Below are 16,775 nucleotides of genomic sequence, written 5' to 3'. Positions count from 1 at the left end.
CACGGGCTCATCCCCGCGGACGCGGGGAGCACGCCGTCGACCGCCACCACCACCGCGCCGTCGAGGGCTCATCCCCGCGGACGCGGGGAGCACGAGGAGGTGGGGTAGGTGGCCAAAGGCATTTGGGGCTCATCCCCGCGGACGCGGGGAGCACTTCGCGGCAGAGTTGCGCTGTGCGGCGGCGTAGGGCTCATCCCCGCGGACGCGGGGAGCACATGTCCTCGGGGATGTCGACGACCCGTGCGAAGGGCTCATCCCCGCGGACGCGGGGAGCACTTCTTGAAGATGGCTCTCGGTGATGCCCCGACGGGCTCATCCCCGCGGACGCGGGGAGCACGTTGTAAGACCGCGCCAGCCTTCCTGCTGCACGGGCTCATCCCCGCGGACGCGGGGAGCACTTGCGAATCGTCCATGCCCTTCTTGGACTCCGGGGCTCATCCCCGCGGACGCGGGGGGCACATCCGGGCCGGGATCGGCGCGCCGAGCTGGGTGGGCTCATCCCCGCGGACGCGGGGAGCACCTTGAGTCTCAGTTTGGTGGGGTTGCGACGTGGGGCTCATCCCCGCGGACGCGGGGAGCACCGTCGACGTGATGGGACTCGAGCGCGCCGGCGAGGGCTCATCCCCGCGGACGCGGGGAGCACGCGTACATGCACGCAAAGAAGGGTCGGTCGGTGGGCTCATCCCCGCGGACGCGGGGAGCACTTGGTGCCGCCGAACCCATTGCGCATGCCGACGGGCTCATCCCCGCGGACGCGGGGAGCACATCCAAACCCTCGAAGAGTGCTTCGCCGACAGGGGCTCATCCCCGCGGACGCGGGGAGCACACCGCGGTCCTCGACGGTCCCGGCGCGCGGGAGGGCTCATCCCCGCGGACGCGGGGAGCACGTGATCGCGGCCTGCACCTCGGCGGGGCTGGTGGGCTCATCCCCGCGGACGCGGGGAGCACCAGGCGTCCAGGACGAACAGTGGCGGACTGAAGGGCTCATCCCCGCGGACGCGGGGAGCACATGCTGTTACCGACGGGCTTGATGACGTGGTCGGGCTCATCCCCGCGGACGCGGGGAGCACAGCTTGTCGGCGGTGATCCATGCGCACGGTGGGGGCTCATCCCCGCGGACGCGGGGAGCACCCGACGCTGACCTTGATGATCGCGTTGGCATCGGGCTCATCCCCGCGGACGCGGGGAGCACGATCAGACGCTGACGCGGGAAGCTCTGTCGCAGGGCTCATCCCCGCGGACGCGGGGAGCACACGATCGCGACCGAGCACACCGAGGCGGAAGCGGGCTCATCCCCGCGGACGCGGGGAGCACGCGAGCATCCCGCCGCCGGCGAATGCTGGCGTGGGCTCATCCCCGCGGACGCGGGGAGCACAACCAGACCAGCGGGCCGGACACCATCAAGGCGGGCTCATCCCCGCGGACGCGGGGAGCACGCCGTCGCCCATCAGTACGTCGATCTCTAGCCGGGCTCATCCCCGCGGACGCGGGGAGCACAACTGTGGTGCCCAGCCTGTTTGCCATCTGCTGGGCTCATCCCCGCGGACGCGGGGAGCACAGATCTGGCCGTTCGGCCAAGGATTGCGGCGCGGGCTCATCCCCGCGGACGCGGGGAGCACATGCCCATGTCGTCAAGCTGCTTCATGCGGGCGGGCTCATCCCCGCGGACGCGGGGAGCACGTGGAGTCTGTCGTCGCGCGGACGGTCGAGAAGGGCTCATCCCCGCGGACGCGGGGAGCACAAGGTGACTGTCACCAAGACGGATGCGGTGCAGGGCTCATCCCCGCGGACGCGGGGAGCACCCCGTATGGGTGCGAAGCGGTGCTTGTCATACGGGCTCATCCCCGCGGACGCGGGGAGCACGTTGCAGGGCCGCCCAGATCGACAGGACACCCTCGGCTCATCCCCGCGGACGCGGGGAGCACACTTCGTGACCTGCATAGTTGCCGACGGCCCACCGCATCTTACTTCAGATCGACGCCGCGTCTACTATTGATTCCTGCGTGCCATTCGATACCGGCTGGCTTTGCTTCGTCCCGCCCGCGGTTGTGCAGCCGACGGCAATGCCTCCCCGGTATGCGGCCGACGAACCAGGCGAATCCCATCGACGTCGACGGGTTCCCAGTCGTAACGATGTACGAGGAATTCGAGTCGCTGCTCGTTTCGTGCCGGGTAGACCATGATGGCCCGGCCGTCTTTGACAAGTTCCCGCACGCGCACCCAGAGGAGCTCTCGCACTCGTCGGGACAGAACTCCGACGAAGACACCTGGACTAATCTCGAGTAACCAACGGGTGAGGTGTCCGCGAAGACCTGCCGGGCATGCCGTCACGATGAGGACTACCACGGGACCTCGTAGTCATAGTCCGCGTCGTGGCTCTGTGCGCTGTTCACTGCTTCGCCGCGATCGTCCCAGAGATAGACCACATCGGCATCGAAGTCGGGTACGTCATCGTCGTCCGGCAGCAGGAGCTGTTTGATGTCCCCCGCGCAGCGCGGCAGGAGTTTGCTTTGGTACACGATGTCGCGCACTTGACGACGGGTCACGGCCGGAATGTCGTCCACGTCTGCGGCAGCCACGTCGAATGCAACCGGGATGGCGATCTCGGCCTTGTACAGATCGGCAATGTCGTATACGAAGGAACGGTCGTGGCCGGTGTGTACGAAGCCAAGTCCGGGCGAACAGCCAAGAGCGACCGTCACCGCGTGGGCAACACCGTACAGACACGTCGTCGCCGCCGACAGCGCCTTGTTTACATCGTCACTGGCTTCGAAATCGTTCGGGTCGTAGTCGCGTCGGGTCCACTCCACGCCGGTGCGCTCAGCGTGCTCACGATAAGACCGTCGGACTCTCGCACCTTCCTTTCCACGCAGCTGCTGCATCGTCAACGACGACGTATCCTCGCCGGGGAACCTCATCGCGTACATTGCTCTCGCCACCGCGAGTCGCGAGTCCCTGTTCGAGACGGCCCTCGCCTGTGCATCCAGCAACCGACTGGAACGTCCGAGCGGGCGACCGTGCGCGTAGTAGCGAACCCCCTGCTCTCCCACCCACACAGCAGTCGAGCCGGATTCAGCCATCAAGGTCATGGCCTGATGGGTGACTCGGGTTCCCGGTCCGAGCAGCAACGCACCGATCGTCGCGGCGGGAATGTGCACAACGCCGCGCTCGTCGGTAGCGATGATTGCATTGCCGTCCCGGTGAACAGTGCACCGCTCGAGATAGATGAAGGAGACGCGTTCGGATGCACGCACGAGTTCCGACGGCCGCACCGGCGGAGGACCTGGGACGTTGTTCAACTCAGAGTGTCCGGGGGGACGGCCAAAGTCATCAATCCGCAACCGTACGCCTTCGCACGACCGATACCGCAGCTGAGCGTTCGCCGTAAGCGCTCGGCGTCGGTCACCTCCAGCACTCCTTCAAATGTCGCGTGGGCGACAGTCACACGTCGCCCGCCTCCCTTACCGAATCGCATCACTCCCCGATCGACCACCCGCACAGCTGGACTCGCTTGGAGTCCAGCTGTCACCACGAACCCATTGCCGACCGCTCTTTGCAGCAGCCATTGCTCTTGCTGCGCGACCGACACGTGGGCAACCGGCTTGGTGCGCGCAGAATTCTCTGCTCTCATGCTGCGCACCGGATTCGCGCGCAGCCGGAACGAGAATCGCCGTCCTTCCTGGACAGCATCGAGAACAGGCCGGTAGTCCCGGGTCTGCCACATCGCTCCAGTCTGCCAGCCGGCTTGCTCGACGACATGAGAGAGGTCGGGCTCGACCGGGCTGACGATGTACAGGTGGATCTCGTCGGCCGCAGGTGAGTCAATCCTCCAGAGCGCCCTAGCTCCAGCGTCGGTCAACATGCCGGGCGCGAAGGATGCCTCCACCGCCGCATGCATGGCCTCCGGATTCGACAGCAGCTTGGCTGCACCTCGCCGTCGCCTGTTGATGGGCATCCTCGTTAGATACATAGTCAGCCACCTCCGAGCAGTGCCATCGGATCATGCACCGGTCGACCGTTGGAGTTGTCGATCGGGATTGAGATCTCTTCGACTGTTCGCCAGGAGTATTCACGTCGACGAGGATCAAAGCTCACCGGGACGTCACGAACTTGCGACCCGACGCCGGGCATGCCGTCGACGAACGCGCGCAGAGTCACCACGTTCGCTTGGCGCCGCCGGCGGTCTTCGGATGCCTGCCAGGGAGTCGAGGACAGGGCGTCTCTGAGCGAGTCGGTAGTTTTTCGAAGATACACGGGCCGGCTCGGCGGGCACGAGCGTCGACCCAGATACAGGGGAAAAGTCGGTCTCGACAGCGCCGACTCCAGGGCCGAGATCAGCGAGGCATCCCCTTCGACCGCGCCGACAAAGACGGCATCAGCGAGATAGTAGCGAACGGACAATGGCATCGTGCGCGTACCGTCGAGACTGCGGGCAACTTGGAAATCCCTTGCCAGGGAGCCCTCTTGGTCGACACGCACCCCAAAGTTCAGATCCAGGAGATGTTCGATGTCCTCTGAGCGCCTGATCCCCTGCGCCGCAGCAAGGAGACCGAGCACACCGCTCTTCGTCGGCTCGGTACGTGTGCCACGGTTCGTGAAGCGACTCGAAGCGCCCCAAGACTGCATGGGACCGGCGAGACAGATGACCAGAGTGCTCACGCCGGTGCGCTCAACTCTGTTGTGACCGAAGCGGACACTCTCGCCACCAACTCGGCGATACTCAACCTCTCCCCCACTTCAGCCAACGCGTCGGCGGCCGGGTTCACGGCCGTGAAGAACTTTGCGGTCGGACCTCCGTACGCGGCGGCGACGTCCGACTCTCGTGACGCCAACGACTGCGCCGCCTGCGACAGGACACCACTGCCGACAGCGGGTTCGATCGCTTCCTCGAATGCTCCGACCAGGTTGACCGGCTGATCGTCACGTATGCAGATCAACACCGCATCTGGTACCACATTGTTGGCGAAGGTGTTGAGCTTGCCGGTGGGCATCGACAGCGCAAAGGACTCGACGAATGTGGCGGCTGCCCGGGAAGTTGCCGACAGATCACCAAGATTGGCCGCGAGGCCGGCCACGTTGATGGTCGCGTATCGGTACAGGGTCGACGAGTTGAACTCAATGGTGCCGATCATGCCCGCTCCGGTCTCATGCCGGGATTCGTGGAAATCGTCGACAGCGGTGAAATAGTCGAACTCCTGCTCCACCGCCTGGACACCGAGGGCGTGAGCGACCTGCACGGACGCATCCACGTTCAGGTCTGCGTCGTCGGCGACCATCCGACCGAACAGCGCGACGTCGATGCTGTGGTCGGTGTCGATGACCTGCTTGACACGCTTCTTGTCCGGCAGCTCACCGGTCGAGTGAGCGTTAGCCGCCAACTCGGCGAGCGCGTCGAGTTGCGCTGCACTCAGGAATATCAGGTAGCCAGACTCGTCCGGCTTCGCGGGCTCTCCTTTCTTGGCCTTGGGAGTGGTCATCTTGATGCCGCTCGCGGCGAACACCGCGGAAGCAAGGGCGTACGCGTCAGTCTTCCCCAACCCGACGACCCGATCTGTCAACAGATCGCCGAGTAATTCGGCGAGCCGCTTTGTCCGATAACCGAGTTCGGACTTGTTTAAGGTTGAGTTGAATCGCTTGCGCGTGGCCCGCTTCCACGCCTGGCTCGATACGCGCGCGCGACGACTACCCCCGTAGATGGCCGTCTTCGGGCTACCGGTGTCGTCTCGATTGACATTGCTCGGCGGTAACGATTGGAGGATATGGATGTCGATGTACATTCTGTCGCTCATCTCTCGGTGTCGTTGGTGTCGTCGGTCGATTCTTCGTCGCTGTCTGGCCGCTGAGATCGTGGGCGAAAGTCTCTGCCCCAGCGCAGTCGGACCCGCTCCGGATGGCGACGTTCGAAGAGCGTATGGAGGTCGTCGGCCAAACGCCCGTAGTCGAGCGGGATGTTCGACCCCCTGAGCAAAGTCACGAGCGACCGCAGGTGATGAACGATCCCGGCATCGGTGTCGGACAGTGCGATCGCCTGGAACCGCCGACGTATGGCGACCTCGCGGTCCGTTGCCACACTCAGTGCCCGCGCGGCCGATCCGAGCGATCCGCCGGCACGGTGCATAGGCGTAGCCCGGCCCTGTTGATGCAAAGCGAAGAGGGTGACCGCCACGTGGGCCGCACGTTCGGATGTGGACGGTTCGTCACCACCCTGCAGCCGAGTGGGCACGAGATCGATTGTCTCGGGCCACACCGCCGGCACACTGCCTGGTTCGGACGACGCCGCGTGTCGCAGGCGAGCCATCTGGACCACGACCGCCGACTCCCGATGATCGGCCAACACGGCGCGTTGCAAATTCCATACGTACTTCGATACCACCTCACCGAGACTGCCGAGCGGGGCTCGCGGTTGTTCTCGAGTACCACTCGTCATCGTGCACTCTCCAACTCGTTCGATTCGTTCACCACAGCTCCGATCAACTCTCGACGCAGGACCGACCGAAACAGCTGGTCGGCGCCGGCGGCGTCCACCAACCGGTGGGCGCCCCGGCTGTTGGCAACAGTTCTCCCGATGAACGCCGGCCTACCGGAATTCCGGATGAGCTCACCGGCGATAGACGTGGCGATACCGTAAAGAGTTCGATGCCAGCTGATCTGGAGCTGATCGGTCCGTTCGACGCCCAATCTCGTGAGCCAGCCACGATAGGGAATGTCAACCGCGGAGAGAAACCTTGCGTGCGCAGACGACCGCTCACCGTCGCCGACACCCCCGGACGCCACGGCGAGATCACGCGCCAAGTTCGCGACCGCGGCGGCCACGGCCCCGGCGGTCCGGACCGCATCGATCGCGTCTCGTCGGCAGCCAGCCCGACCGAAGTTGGCCATTCTCATACTGATTCGATCGTCAACCGCCGCGCCGACCACACTGGCCTGGGTGTCGTACCGCAATCCGAATGTGTGTGGAGACACGAATGCGTCGTCGTCGACGTATCCCTCGTCGACGACCTTGTCGAGCCAGCCGACGACCGCAGGGGCATACCCTCGGTTTCCTTCAGCCACATCGGTCAGTAAACTCTCGAATCCCTCCCACACCGAGCGATCAGCGTCGAACGTTCTGGGGTAGTAGGTGTCACTACCGAATTCTTTCGACTTGTTGGCACTGAACCGCCACCCGGACAGGTACTCACGACGACGCTGACGGTGTGGCTCGATGGGATCGCCGTTTCCGACGAGTACGCCCACGGCGCGGGACGCAGAGTAGATCACCTTGATTCGTCGGCTCTGCCACGTCAGTAGATCGATCGGTCCAGACGGGATCGGTGCGTCGCGTGCTCCGACACCCGGGTGCGGTCTCTCCCAGGCGGGGCGGTCATCTGCGATGACGGACGACTCTTGTTCGTACACAAGGACGGTGTTCAAGAGCAGCGTCTCGGACAGGGTCGCGCCCTCGAGCAGGACCCCGCCCAACTGTCCTGTCCACGCGATACCCATCGGGTAGCCCTTCCCCTTCCGCGTCCTCGGATCGTCGACGCTGCCGGTCTTGATCCCCGAGGGGTCATACGCCTGCGTGTGCACGATCCATCGCGCCGCCTCCGCGAGCGAGAGGTCAGCGGCGCCGGAACCCGCGCGCGTCGAGAAGAACGGGTGCTTTCCCTGGAGGTCGGCAATCATGACCCCGACAGGCCGGACCGCGGGCTTGGCGGTCGGAAAGTCGGTCACTTGATAGAACGGCGCCACATCGTCGAGCAGATCGAAACGCGAGTGCACGGACTGCAGATATCGTTCGATCTCGTCCGCCGGCAGTGTTCGCCGCTCCCACAACGCACCCCACCGTTCGAGGGGATCACCGCCCCAGTCGACCGCACGACGCAGGATCGCCAGCAGCAGTCGCATGACCGCGAACTGCTGGCTCGGGATGTCACCGCCGACGGTGACGATTTCGCCCGCATCTCGGAACACCTGTGCGATCGATTGCTCCCTTGCACGGCCGTCTCGGTCGAAGACGATGATCCAGGGTTCGTCGATGAGGTTGAAACTCCCGGTCACTGGGTCTCGATCCGGTCGACCAGCAAGCCGTCGTTCTCGTCATAGGTGACCCGATAGTCCAGCACCTCGGCTGAATTGCTCTCATCGAGTTCGACGACGAGTTCACCGGCCAACCACTTCGAGGACTGCCATCCTTCATACATGCGAAGCTCCAATTCGGTTATGGTGCGGTCGATCTTGTCCGGGCGACTCAGCTCGATCGGCAATCGAATCGACGAGTTGAGTGCCTTTCGCGCCAGGCGCGATGGCGGCTCGAAGTGCGTATCGATGAGGTCTCCGCCACACTGCGGTAAGAGGTACACCACTCCACCGACACTTCTGGTCAACAGCACCTCGATGCATTCATCCGAGTCACGGACCCGGGCATATCCGCGTGGGTCGTCGGCATCGAGTGTGTTCTTTGTGAACCAGTCGATGAGATCGCGGCCCGACGGCGCGCTCAGCCGCCACGTCTCGGCGCGATCACGCTGGTCGGCGGCGCGTGCCGCTTGTTGTCGATCGGCCGCGACCATGGTCGCGGTCCAGGCGTCCGCTGCCGCGACCTGCTCTGCGTAGGCCGCCTGCACCAACTTCGGGACATCGGCGGGCAGCGTGATCGTCTCGCGACCGTCCAATACCGCAGCACAGCGGTACAGGCGCGACGCGCCGTAGACCCTCGTCGCTCCGGTGTCGAGCGTCGGGGGTTCGGCGTGCCAATCGAGTACGCCGGTAAGCACCAGGCGAGGCTTTTGCAGCGCCGCCGGCCGCTCACGCCGGTGGCGGTGGAGCCGCCCGACGCGTTGGAGAAGAAGATCGACGGGTGCGATGTCGGAGATCAGCAGATCGAAGTCGAGGTCGAGCGACTGTTCGATCACTTGGGTGGCGACGACGATCCGCATCTTCGGACGACGCCCCTCACGACCGAGCTGACCCACGAGTTCCTTCTCGAGATCGGACCGGTGCTTGGCAACGAACCGCGAATGCAGGAGGACGACGTCGTCACCGAATTCGGCACGCAACACGCCGGCCGTGCGTTGGGCCCGGCGCACCGTGTTACGGATCACCGCCACGCAACCACCTCCGGCCATCGCATCGCGCAACAGGGCGACCAGGGTGGCGTCCTCGTCGTCGCGCCGCTCGATGGTCACCGACGTCAAAGTCTCCTGTGGCACGGTGGAGATGGACCTCGTCACGCCGACCGAGGTGACCACCGGATAGCCGAGGTCGCCGCCGATGTCGTCGCCGCCGGCCGACGCGCCGCCGAGGCCACTCTCATACGCTCTGGCGAGGGCCACACGCTGATCGCCGGGTAACGTGGCCGACATCATGATCACCGGAATACGGTAAGCGGCAAGCCATTCGAGGGATCGGATCAGGTAGTGCCGCATGTATTCGTCGGCGGCGTGCACCTCGTCGATCACCATGACCTTGTTCGCCAGGGCGAGATGACGCAGCATCACGTGCTTCGCTTGCAAACCGGCGAACAGCAGTTGATCGATCGTACCGACCACCACGTCGGCCAGCATGGACCGTTTCCGGCCGAAGAACCACTGATGGGCGATGACCTCGGCCGTGCAGCCCGTCGGCGTGCCGTCGGAGTCGGTTCCGATGTCCACCAGCCTGCTCGTGCGGTCAAGACCTCGAAACTCGTCGTTGAGGTGCGACTTGCTATGTGCCAGCATCACGCTGGTCACCACCTCGGACCCCTGGTTCGACAGCCAGGTGTGCACCCGGGTGAACATGGCGTCGGAGGTGGCCATCGTCGGCAAGGCAACGAAAACACCGCCGAGTCCGAACTTCGCGGCCAGATACTCGGCCGCGGCGAAGGCCGCTTCCGTCTTGCCCGATCCCATCGTCGACTCGATGATGAGCATCCCCGGTTCGGTCATCGCCCTTGCTGCGTCGACGACAGCACCTTGCATAGCATTCGGTACCGCGCCTGGCGGCAGTTCAAATCGGTCAGTCATCAAGTCGCCGAGATCGTCCGGCGGATCCGCGAACCACGGTGCCGGCAGATCCAGTTCGCGCCACGCGTCGGCTGCCGCCACGACAGACTCGGTGCGCTCGGACAGTGAAAACAGATGACCATTGCTGGCGATCCAATCCGCCATGATCACGAAGCCGGTCCAGAGAACCTGCTGTGGGCGCGTCAACGGCGTCGACGCCCACCTCTCCAGCAGACTTTGCGCGTCGACATGCTCGATCACGTGTGCAATCAACTCGTCACGGGCAGCGGCCCATTGGGCGTCGCCAAAGTGCTTCTCGCGCCGCTCGGCACCGGCGACAGCCTGACTCGTCGTCGGTGGCACGCCATGATGGGATCCCCCGACAACGGCATAGCTGCGGGCGGTCCGCCTGTTGAACCCGACCGACTGCAGATACCCCTGGAGCGCGATGAAGCCGACCAGAGAGTGTGGCGCGTCGCTGCGATGATCAATGGGAAACGGAAATCGAAGTCCGGCGTCACGCATCGGCCCACACAGCATGTCAACCTGGATCGCGAACGCGGGACTCAGCTTTCCGACATCATGCGTTCCCGCGAGGAATCGGCCGAGAATACGGGCAACGTCGTCGGTGCTGCCCCCCGCCAGGAATCGTCGCGTCGAGCGCGGCAGCCACTCATCCCACAGGTACCCGGCGACCTCGGCCGCGTCTTCGCAGTGGCGTACTAGCGACAGCCATCCGTCCGACTCCCGGTCCGATTTGGCCCATGCCGCCAGGACCTGTCGACTCAACACGTGTCCCCCGATCGCCCGACTCACACGCGTGTAATTAAACGCGCTTACGACGTCGAAAGCGCACTTTCAACCAGATTTCGTGCGAATCGACGAACCGCCGTTGTGTGCGAGAGTTAGCGTGATCGGGGCCGCCGCCACCCACGCCGAAGGCCGGTCACCCACGTGGGGTGACCGGCCTTCGGTCTGAGCGCGTGCCGAGGCTTCGAGGCTCGTGCCTCGCACCTCAACCGGCAGCAGGACTCTGATCAGGAGATCAGAAGCCCATGCCGCCCATCTCGTCGCCACCCGGCATTGCCGGGGCCGGGTTCTTCTCCGGCTTGTCGGCGACGACGGCCTCGGTGGTGAGGAACAGAGCCGCGATCGACGCAGCGTTCTGCAGCGCCGAGCGGGTGACCTTCACCGGGTCGTTGATGCCACGGGCCAGCAGGTCCTCGTACTCGCCGGTCGCGGCGTTGAGGCCGGTGCCCAGCGGGGAGTTGCGAACCTTGTCCGCCACGACGCCCGGCTCGAGCCCGGCGTTGATGGCGATCTGCTTGGCCGGAGCCTCGAGCGCGACGCGCACGATGTTGGCGCCGGTGGCCTCGTCACCGGTCAGCGACAGACCGGAGATCGCAGCCTCGGACTGCAGCAGGGCCACGCCACCACCGGCGACGATGCCCTCTTCGACGGCAGCCTTCGCATTGCGGACGGCGTCCTCGATGCGGTGCTTGCGCTCCTTGAGCTCGACCTCGGTGGCCGCGCCGGCCTTGATGACCGCAACACCGCCGGCCAGCTTGGCCAGACGCTCCTGCAGCTTCTCACGGTCGTAGTCGGAGTCGCTGTTCTCGATCTCGCTGCGGATCTGTGCCACGCGACCGGCGATCGCGTCGGCATCGCCGGCGCCGTCGACGATGGTGGTCTCGTCCTTGGTCACGACGACCTTGCGGGCGGTACCGAGCAGCTCGACGCCTGCACCCTCGAGCGAGAGGCCGACCTCTTCGCTGATGACCTCGCCACCGCTGAGGATGGCGATGTCGGCCAGCATGGCCTTACGACGGTCACCGAAGCCCGGAGCCTTGACGGCGACGGACTTGAACGTGCCGCGGATCTTGTTGACGACCAGGGTCGACAGGGCTTCGCCCTCGACGTCCTCGGCGATGATCAGCAGCGGCTTGCCGGCCTGGATGACCTTCTCCAGCAGCGGCAGCAGGTCCTTCACGGTCGAGACCTTGCCCGAGACGAGCAGGATGTACGGATCCTCGAGGACGGCTTCCTGACGATCGGCGTCGGTCACGAAGTAGCCCGAGACGTAGCCCTTGTCGAAGCGCATGCCCTCGGTGAGCTCCAGCTGGAGCCCGAAGGTCTGAGCCTCTTCGACGGTGATGACGCCTTCCTTGCCGACCTTGTCCATCGCCTCGGCGATGAGCTCGCCGATCGAGGAGTCGCCGGCCGAGATGCCCGCGGTGGCAGCGATCTGCTCCTTGGTCTCGACCTCCTTGGCGCTCTTCAGGAGGGACTCGGTGACAGCCTCGACGGCCTTCTCGATGCCGCGCTTCAGACCCAGCGGGTTGGCGCCGGCAGCGACGTTGCGCAGTCCCTCACGAACGAGGGCCTGTGCCAGGACGGTGGCGGTGGTGGTGCCGTCGCCCGCGACGTCGTCGGTCTTCTTGGCGACCTCTTTGACGAGCTCGGCACCGATCTTCTCGTACGGGTCCTCCAGCTCGATCTCCTTGGCGATGGACACACCATCGTTGGTGATCGTGGGGGCGCCCCACTTCTTCTCCAGGACGACGTTGCGACCCTTGGGTCCCAACGTCACCTTGACTGCGTCGGCGAGGCTGTTCAGGCCCCGCTCGAGGCCGCGACGGGCCTCTTCGTCGAACGCGATTTGCTTGGCCATGGGTAAGTGATCCTCCGATAGGGGGTGACACCAGGTATCTATGGCCGGAACTCGGTGCCCGCGACGGACGACCGGTGTGTCATTCGGTACCGGTCTCACCGTCCCGACCTGGCACTCACAGCTTGCGAGTGCCAAACTCGTTTTTAGCACTCGACCGGGGCGAGTGCAAGGTGGCGATCACTTCCGCAGCAGCCGCACCAGCACCCCGGCCGCATGGGCCTTGGCGGCGCGGTCTGGTCAGGCGAGGGCAGGAGAAGTCCGCGCCGGCGAGTCGAGACGACCGTCGCGCATGTGCAGCGTGAGGTCCACGCCGCGTCCCGGCGCCACCGACATCGAATCCAGGTCGTGACTCACGAGCACAGCGGCGACATCCCGGTCCCGCACGAGGGTGCCGATCAACTCGATGATCGCCCTGCCCCGCTCGGTGTCCAGTGCCGAGGTCGGCTCGTCGACGAGCAGCAATGACGGCGATCCCATCAGCGCCCGGGCGATGTTCACGCGCTGCCGCATCCCCCCGGAGAGCTCGTGCGGCCGGCGGCCGGCAGCCGCGACCACACCGACGTCGTCGAGCAGTGCCATCGCCTCGTCCCGATGCCGCGCCGGCTTCTGTCCGCGCAGATCGACGGTCAGCAGCAGTTGGTCGAGCGCGGTCAGCGATGGCAGCAGATTGTCCTGCTGGAACACGAACCCGATGCGGTCTCGCCGAATCCGTGCCCGCTCCTCGTCGGAGAGGCCCGTCGTCGGTGTGCCGTCGATCTCGACGGTCCCCGAGTCCGGGGTCAGGAGCGTGCCCGCGACGGACAGGAGACTCGATTTGCCGGATCCGGACGGTCCGGTCACCGCCACGAAACTGCCGTTCGCGACATCGAGATCGACGTCGTCGAGTGCCGTCAGCCGGCCGCGGCCGTCGGCAAAGGTGAGCGTGACATTCGACAGCGACAGACTCATGGTGGGCTCCTATCGGATCGTGCGTTCGGAGGTCGTGGGTGTGGAGATTTCGTGGTGGGTGCGACGAGAACCGGATCACCGCGACATCGCGACGACCGGATCGACAACGGTGACGCGGCGAACCGCCAGCAGCGCGCCGGCGCTGCCGAGCAGTGTCATCGCGACCAGGGGCAGGGCGATGCCGCCGACGGTCAGGGCGACCGGTACCGCTGCCGACGCGGCGGCCGCCAAACCGATCCCGAGCAGCGCGCCGACCAGCTCGCCGACGAACAGGACGAGCGCCGCCTGCCCGAAACCGTCTCGCAGCAGGTACCACCGGTTGGCGCCCAGAGCACGCACCACGGCGAGATCACGCAGGCGCTGCACCGTCCACACGGCGAAGAAGGCACCGACGACCAGTGCGGAGATCGCCAGCAGCATCGCTTGGATCGCCAGCAGCGACCCGCGCTCCGAACGGTAACCGGGAACGGTGTCGACGGCTTTCGGCATCGACACGCTCACCGTTCCGGGGGCGTCGGTCGAGCCGCCGGACAGCACCACCGCGCTCGCGTTCTGGCCGTGCGAGAGCTCGCGCCAGGTGTCCATGGACGTGTACGCGACCGGCGTGTGGGCGTAGTCGCCTGCGGGGCCGATGGCGTCGACCCGTAGGCGTGTCGGGCCGGCCGTGACCGGGTCACCGATCCCGACGCCCAATGCATCGGCCTGCTCCCGGGTGAGCAGGATGCCGCCGGAGCGCGGCAACCCGCCGACGTCGGGCGTCGGCATCAGATCGGTCCCGGCACCGAAGACGGCTGCCGTCGAGGTGACGTCGCCGTGCGTGATCCGGGTGGTCGTCACACCGAGTTCGGATGCGCCACCGCCGTTCTCGTCGACGATCCGACGGACTGTCGATTCGTCGAGCTCGCTCTGCGACAGTGACGGGCCCTCCGACCCGGCAGTGTCCTGGAGCACCAGGGTCTGCCCCGGCAACCTGCTGATCGCCGAGATCGACTGGTTCTGCAAGCCGTTGGTCAGCGCCGAGAGCGCCACCACCAGGAACGTCATCATCGCGATGACCGCACAGATCAAGGCGAATCGCCCCGTGGCGAATCTGATGTCGCGGATGCCGATGAACACCGCACTCCCTTCGTCGCTGCCGATGTCGATGTCGATGTCGATGTCTCCAGCCTCGGCGGCGTGGACTCGCTGGGCATCGGCGCACCGATGGGTTCCGGGAACTCGTTCGGTCGACCCGGAAGTCCATCAAAAGTTGGAGGCGGCGACCGGTGCCCGATGGGGATACTTGTGGATGTGACCTCGCCCCCTCGCCAGATCGATCCCCCCGGCATCTCGTCGGGTGATGGCGCAGCGCCCGAGGTCGATCGGCACGTGCTGCTGGCCGGACACGTGTTGTTCGCCGTCCTGCTCGGGCTCGGAGCGGTGCGGGCCACAGTGGCTTCGTCGATCCCGGCGGTGCCGATCCTGGCCGCGCTGGCGGCCGCCGGCTGGTACTACGCCGGAGCGGTGTGGGTCTCGCGGCGACGCGGGCGGATCGCCCGACTGTGGTTGGCCGGACTGATCCTGATCTGGCTGGGCCTCGTCGTGCTGTCCGGCGAGTTCGTGTGGCTGGCGTTCCTGCTCGCATTGCTGGTCTGGCATCTGTTTCCCGTCCGGGCCGCGATACCCATCGAGGTGACGATCGCGCTCGCGGCGGCGATCGGGTTCGCCGCACATCAGGACCGGTGGGTGGCGGGAGCGATCTTCGGCCCGGTCATCGGGGTGGCCTGCGCCGCGGTGATGACCGAGATCTATCAGCGGCTGCGAGCCCAGTCGGAGGAACGCCGGCGCCTCCTCGACGAGCTCATGCGTACCCAGCAAACACTCGCGATCCGCGAACGCGAGGCCGGTCGGCTGGCCGAGCGCGAGCGTCTCGCCGGGGAAATCCACGACACCGTGGGGCAGAGTCTGGCGAGCGTGATCATGTTGCTGCGCGCGGCACTCGGGCCGTCCACTCCGGCACATCGCGCGCAGCAATTGCACACGGCACTCGACACCGCGACCGGAGCGCTCGGCGAGACGAGACGCTTCCTCCTCGGGCTGAACCCTGCGGCGCTCGAGAGAGACGGTCTCACCCAGGCACTCCGATCACTCGCCGACGACAGCTCCGCATTCGGGTTGCGGACCGTCTTCGAACAACACGGGAACCCGCGACCTCTGCCCACCGGCGTCCAGGTCGCGCTGCTCCGCGCGGCGCAGGAGGCCTTGTCCAACGCGCGCCGGCACGCCGGGGCCGACTCGGCGACCATCACCCTGACCTATCTGGACGACGAGGTGAGCATCGACGTCGTCGACGACGGTGTCGGGTTCGACCCGGCAGCCCTCGACGGCCCGCGCGCCGACGGGACCGGCTACGGACTCACCGCGATGCGCGGCCGACTGGCCGAGCGGGGCGGTGATGTGACTGTCGAGTCCGAGGCCGGCGCCGGAACCGCGGTCCGCGCCACGATCCCGGTCGACGTCGGGACCGACGCGGAGGCCGGCACGTGATCCGACTACTCCTCGTGGACGACCACCCGGTGGTGCGGGCCGGCCTGCGCGCCGTGCTGGCACCTGTCGACGGTATCGAGATCGCGGCGGAGGCCGGTACCGCAGCGGATGCGCTGGCCGCGGTGCAGCGCGGGGACATCGACGTGGTCCTGATGGACTTGCGGCTCGGAAGCGGCGGTGACGGGGTAGACGCAACCGAATCCATTCGGGCGCTTCCGAATCCGCCGCGGGTGCTGATCCTCACGACGTACGAGACGGATGGCGACATCCTGCGCGCGGTCCGGGCCGGTGCCACCGGCTATCTGTTGAAGGACGCCGACCCCGACGATCTCGTCCGCGCGATCGGATCGGCGGCCGCCGGGGAGACGGTCCTGGCGCCACCGGTGGCGGCCCGGCTCCTCGGGAGGATGCAGTCGCCGGAGACCGCCCTCACACAACGCGAACTCGAGATCGTCGGCCGGCTGTCGGACGGGGATTCCAACCGCGACATCGCACGCGCATTCACCATCTCCGAGGCCACCGTCAAGTCCCACCTGGTGCACATCTTCGACAAGCTCGGCGTGGACAGCCGGACGCGGGTGGTCGCCGAGGCTCGCCGACGCGGACTGCTCTGACGACGTTCGCCCACGGGGGTCCCGTCATTCGCGCACATGGCCGGGATGTCC

General features: G+C 66.2%; 13 protein-coding genes and 1 CRISPR repeat array (1 of these 14 running past the window's edge). Of the genes, 2 read left to right on the top strand and 11 right to left on the bottom strand.

Features of this window, described 5'->3' with window-relative positions:
• Nucleotides 1-1,925: direct repeats of the CRISPR family, unit length 29 nt; unit sequence GGGCTCATCCCCGCGGACGCGGGGAGCAC; it reaches 851 nt to the left of the window's first position.
• 64 nt (nucleotides 1,926-1,989) lie between these two features.
• From cas2e to ACLQ3I_RS15770, 11 genes are all read right to left on the bottom strand, one after another.
• Nucleotides 1,990-2,331, bottom strand: coding sequence for a type I-E CRISPR-associated endoribonuclease Cas2e (gene cas2e / locus ACLQ3I_RS15820; protein ID WP_425803571.1), 342 nt, complete (start codon nucleotides 2,329-2,331; stop codon nucleotides 1,990-1,992).
• An 8-nt stretch (nucleotides 2,332-2,339) separates the two neighbouring features.
• Nucleotides 2,340-3,254 (bottom strand): type I-E CRISPR-associated endonuclease Cas1e, encoded by a 915-nt coding sequence (gene cas1e, locus ACLQ3I_RS15815; protein ID WP_425803088.1) that lies wholly within the window; start codon nucleotides 3,252-3,254, stop codon nucleotides 2,340-2,342.
• Nucleotides 3,255-3,295: 41 nt separating this feature from the next.
• Complete coding sequence (gene cas6e / locus ACLQ3I_RS15810; RefSeq protein ID WP_425803086.1) at nucleotides 3,296-3,970, bottom strand: type I-E CRISPR-associated protein Cas6/Cse3/CasE; 675 nt, start codon at nucleotides 3,968-3,970, stop codon at nucleotides 3,296-3,298.
• A 2-nt stretch (nucleotides 3,971-3,972) separates the two neighbouring features.
• Nucleotides 3,973-4,659, bottom strand: a complete 687-nt coding sequence (gene cas5e / locus ACLQ3I_RS15805; RefSeq protein ID WP_425803084.1) for a type I-E CRISPR-associated protein Cas5/CasD — start codon at nucleotides 4,657-4,659, stop codon at nucleotides 3,973-3,975.
• Nucleotides 4,656-5,789: a type I-E CRISPR-associated protein Cas7/Cse4/CasC gene (gene cas7e / locus ACLQ3I_RS15800; RefSeq protein ID WP_425803081.1), complete on the bottom strand. Its 1,134-nt coding sequence runs from the start codon at nucleotides 5,787-5,789 to the stop codon at nucleotides 4,656-4,658. Before cas7e ends, cas5e begins: the two co-directional genes overlap by 4 nt.
• Complete coding sequence (casB, locus tag ACLQ3I_RS15795) at nucleotides 5,786-6,427, bottom strand: type I-E CRISPR-associated protein Cse2/CasB (protein WP_425803079.1); 642 nt, start codon at nucleotides 6,425-6,427, stop codon at nucleotides 5,786-5,788. The genes cas7e and casB overlap by 4 nt, the downstream gene beginning before the upstream one ends.
• A complete protein-coding gene (gene casA / locus ACLQ3I_RS15790) occupies nucleotides 6,424-8,040 on the bottom strand; it encodes a type I-E CRISPR-associated protein Cse1/CasA (protein ID WP_425803076.1) in 1,617 nt (538 codons plus the stop codon). Before casA ends, casB begins: the two co-directional genes overlap by 4 nt.
• Entirely contained in the window at nucleotides 8,037-10,757 is a 2,721-nt protein-coding gene (gene cas3, locus ACLQ3I_RS15785; protein WP_425803073.1) for a CRISPR-associated helicase Cas3', read from the bottom strand. The genes casA and cas3 overlap by 4 nt, the downstream gene beginning before the upstream one ends.
• Nucleotides 10,758-11,010: 253 nt before the next feature.
• On the bottom strand, nucleotides 11,011-12,636 hold the full coding sequence (gene groL / locus ACLQ3I_RS15780; protein ID WP_425790117.1) for a chaperonin GroEL: 1,626 nt from the start codon (nucleotides 12,634-12,636) through the stop codon (nucleotides 11,011-11,013).
• Nucleotides 12,637-12,873: 237 nt separating this feature from the next.
• A complete protein-coding gene (locus ACLQ3I_RS15775; RefSeq protein ID WP_425790119.1) occupies nucleotides 12,874-13,584 on the bottom strand; it encodes an ABC transporter ATP-binding protein in 711 nt (236 codons plus the stop codon).
• Between the two features lie 75 nt (nucleotides 13,585-13,659).
• The gene (locus ACLQ3I_RS15770; protein WP_425803071.1) at nucleotides 13,660-14,700 is read right to left on the bottom strand and encodes an ABC transporter permease; all 1,041 of its coding nucleotides are present in this window, start codon (nucleotides 14,698-14,700) and stop codon (nucleotides 13,660-13,662) included.
• 174 nt (nucleotides 14,701-14,874) lie between these two features.
• Here ACLQ3I_RS15770 and ACLQ3I_RS15765 point away from each other — a divergent pair, with 174 nt between their 5' ends.
• Together ACLQ3I_RS15765 and ACLQ3I_RS15760 are read left to right on the top strand one after the other, a co-directional pair.
• Entirely contained in the window at nucleotides 14,875-16,110 is a 1,236-nt protein-coding gene (locus ACLQ3I_RS15765) for a sensor histidine kinase (protein WP_425803069.1), read from the top strand.
• A complete protein-coding gene (locus tag ACLQ3I_RS15760; protein ID WP_425790124.1) occupies nucleotides 16,107-16,724 on the top strand; it encodes a response regulator in 618 nt (205 codons plus the stop codon). Before ACLQ3I_RS15765 ends, ACLQ3I_RS15760 begins: the two co-directional genes overlap by 4 nt.
• Nucleotides 16,725-16,775: the final 51 nt, after the last annotated feature.

This window comes from Gordonia sp. DT101 (genome assembly GCF_049844895.1).
Classification (GTDB): domain Bacteria; phylum Actinomycetota; class Actinomycetes; order Mycobacteriales; family Mycobacteriaceae; genus Gordonia.
This window is presented reverse-complemented; position numbering and strand designations above follow the sequence as displayed.

What these genes read in the sequence shown, in the direction of transcription:
- cas6e (WP_425803086.1), bottom strand. Translation starts at nt 3,970, where the DNA reads ATGTATCTAACGAGGATGCCCATCAACAGGCGACGGCGAGGTGCAGCC.
- cas7e (WP_425803081.1), bottom strand. Translation starts at nt 5,789, where the DNA reads ATGAGCGACAGAATGTACATCGACATCCATATCCTCCAATCGTTACCG.
- casB (WP_425803079.1), bottom strand. Translation starts at nt 6,427, where the DNA reads ATGACGAGTGGTACTCGAGAACAACCGCGAGCCCCGCTCGGCAGTCTC.
- groL (WP_425790117.1), bottom strand. Translation starts at nt 12,636, where the DNA reads ATGGCCAAGCAAATCGCGTTCGACGAAGAGGCCCGTCGCGGCCTCGAG.
- ACLQ3I_RS15775 (WP_425790119.1), bottom strand. Translation starts at nt 13,584, where the DNA reads ATGAGTCTGTCGCTGTCGAATGTCACGCTCACCTTTGCCGACGGCCGC.